This is a genomic window from Prevotellamassilia timonensis (genome assembly GCF_021531665.1).
In the GTDB taxonomy this organism is placed as follows: Bacteria; Bacteroidota; Bacteroidia; order Bacteroidales; family Bacteroidaceae; genus Alloprevotella.
This window is the reverse complement of sequence record NZ_JADYUH010000095.1, coordinates 1-2818: the sequence shown is the minus strand read 5'-3', so window position 1 is coordinate 2818 and position 2818 is coordinate 1. Positions and strand designations below refer to the sequence as shown.

3 protein-coding genes are annotated in these 2818 nt (G+C 42.2%); 2 read left to right on the top strand and 1 reads right to left on the bottom strand.

Going from position 1 to position 2818, the window contains the following annotated elements:
- Window positions 1–136 precede the first annotated feature (136 nt).
- Both I6E40_RS10445 and I6E40_RS10440 read left to right on the top strand, forming a co-directional pair.
- Window positions 137–523 (top strand): hypothetical protein, encoded by a 387-nt coding sequence (locus I6E40_RS10445; protein ID WP_235387172.1) that lies wholly within the window; start codon window positions 137–139, stop codon window positions 521–523.
- The gene (locus I6E40_RS10440; protein WP_235387171.1) at window positions 489–1481 is read left to right on the top strand and encodes a transposase; all 993 of its coding nucleotides are present in this window, start codon (window positions 489–491) and stop codon (window positions 1479–1481) included. Before I6E40_RS10445 ends, I6E40_RS10440 begins: the two co-directional genes overlap by 35 nt.
- Before the next feature lie 194 nt (window positions 1482–1675).
- Here the strand turns inward: I6E40_RS10440 and I6E40_RS10435 are convergent, their stop codons facing one another.
- Entirely contained in the window at window positions 1676–1867 is a 192-nt protein-coding gene (locus I6E40_RS10435) for a hypothetical protein (protein WP_235387169.1), read from the bottom strand.
- Window positions 1868–2818: the final 951 nt, after the last annotated feature.

The window sequence follows — 2818 nt, the reverse complement described above, 5'->3', positions numbered from 1 at the left end:
CACCCATAGTTTTCACTATAAAAATACCCCTCTCATTGAGAATGCAACGCAATCTTAAATGAAAGAGCCGTGCAGGCTCAGTAGAAAATCAGTGGGGATTGTAATTAGTTTATGAAATTATGATTATCTTTGTATCATGGAGGATGTTTTTCTCAAAGCAATAGCAAGTGTAGTGTTGCCCGCCCAGATACTGGATTACTTTACCATAGTTGGAGTAGAACAGACGAAAACTGAGATTCACATCAGTTTAGACGAGCGTATGAACAAGGAACTGTCCGACGACGTCCATTTTGAGTCAAAGGGCTTTATGGAACCTGTTAATGTCACAGACTTTCCCATAAGAGACCATAAGGTCATCCTAAGGATAAGACGCAGGCGATGGACAGACACTCGTACTGGCAAAAGTTTTAGCATACCGATAGACCTTGATGTTGTAGCCAAGGGCACCCGTTACTCCAAAGAATTTGGAGCTTTTTTAAAAGAGACGTATGGAGACGTCCCCGGTGACCTGCCGTACGCTTGAGGATTTCTATCATATAGATGGACATACGTTTGAAAAGCAATATAAGGAAACACTCAGCAATTTTCGGCATTGGGATCAATTGGAGCATGCGGATGAATGGTTGCTGTTCCCCGAGAACATCGGCCCGCGAGTGGCTATAGACGAGTCGTCACTGTCCAACGGCGAGTTGTACACGTTCGTTACCAACCGTGAGGCACATACACGAGAGCAATCCCTAATAGCAGTCATTGCAGGCACAAAGTCTGAGGACGTGATATCTGTGCTTCAACGTATTGATGAGCATCAACGCAATGCCGTGGAGGAAGTTACGCTTGACTTGTCTGAGTCCATGCGTAAGATTGTGCGGATTGCCTTCCCCAAAGCCAGCCGTGTTATTGACCGATTCCATATTCAGAAACTGGCTTGTGAGGCCGTTCAGGAACTGCGCATCAAGCATCGTTGGGATGCCATCCAGCAGGCAAACGATGAGATGGAGGAAGCAAAGCTGGGTGGAAAGGATTATGTACCATTCAGGTATCCAAATGGCGACACACGCAAGGAACTGCTGATACGCTCGCGCTATCTGCTTTTTAAATCGGCCGAAAAATGGACAGACAGACAGAAACAACGTGCGGCAATACTCTTTGAAGAATATCCGGACATAAAAACAGCCTATGGCCTTTGTCATTCTCTACGAATGATCTTTTCAAAAAACACGATAAAGGATGCTGCACGCCTGTCTATGGCACGTTGGTACAACAAGGTCGAAGAAGCAGGGTTGCACTCATTCAATGTCATCGCTGCTACCTTCTACGAACACTATGACGAGATACTGAACTTCTACAACAACCGTTCCTCCAACGCGCTTGCAGAATCTTTCAATGCCAAAATTAAACTCTTCCGAGCCAATCTTAGAGGGGTAGCTGACAAGAAATTCTTCCTCTTCCGTATTTCCAAATTATATGCCTATCCCCACTAAATTTCTACTGACCCGAGAAACAGGTGCATTAACCCTGCGTGGGAACAAACGGTTCTTTCCCTCTGACCCGAAATGACGCCTCGCCGCGTCCCATCTTGAGATCTCCTGCATCCGGAGTTCTCTTTTTGTAACCGACAGCGGGTCGCACACCATGTGCGACCCGCTGCGATGTTTCACCTTTTCGGAGAGATTTTTTACTCGTCTTCGTAGCCCCAAGAGTCGGAGCTCCAGGCATGACTGCCATCAAAAGCATTGTCATCTTCATACTCCCGCTTGTTGGAAAGTTGCACTCCATTGCCCAACGCATTGGAGGTGTTCAACAGAACGGACTCCTCGGGATAGGATGCCAGAACTGTGGATAGGGGCACTGTATAATTCTTTTTCATGATTTCGTTTTATTGGTGTCCGCTAAAAATCTTTGGTGATTTCTGGGACTTCTATTTTCTCGGACAGCCGATATACTGGACGTACAAGTAGTCTTTTGGTTGCTGTAAAGGGACAGAATATGCCTCAAAATAACAAATATAGCCATTCACGGTTAGGTTTATGTCGTGTGAGAGACAGAATTTTTAGCGGACAGCCGTTGTTACCTCTTAAGAGGGGGCTTGTCTTTCGCCAAAAACCGTATTATTCGACACAAAAACATGTTTAGCAGACAGTAATAATTTTTATTATGCGGATTCTATCTCCGACTTTTACCTGTTGAGTTTCGTTACTTTCCATATTTTCAGTTTGTTATCATTGGTGATGACGCAAAGGTGATCGTTATTTTCGACCTGCGCCAGCGATCTCATAAAATTCAAAGAGTTTTTTGGAAACATTAGGATTGCAACCAGTAAGATCACATTCCTTAGTTTTCTGAATATTTTGAATACTTGGCTAAAATGACAACACAAAAGGGACATTTTATAAAAAACTACAGAGATAAATACATAAATGAACACTGCAAAAATGAGCAAAAGAAATGTACAAACATTATCTCTCTGTATAACAACACAACTCATTGAGGCATCCAGACCTGGAAATGAAGATTTAGACATTATAGGTACGATGCTCCGCAGAAACTACATTCAATGCAAAGACAAAGGAACAGAAAAAACATATCAATTAGATTTATCCATTGACAGGTTCGTTCAAAACATGAAAGATATACCAAGATTGTTGGCCTAGGTCTTATCTGTTTCTTCAATATTGAAATGTGATATTTCATTATCCAGATGATATTTAAATATCGGAGCGATATTTAAATATCGTCCCCATATATCAATACTTAGTTAATTATACATTTAATCGTCTAAAATTCAATGAGTTGCATTAACGATATATAACTAATAAAA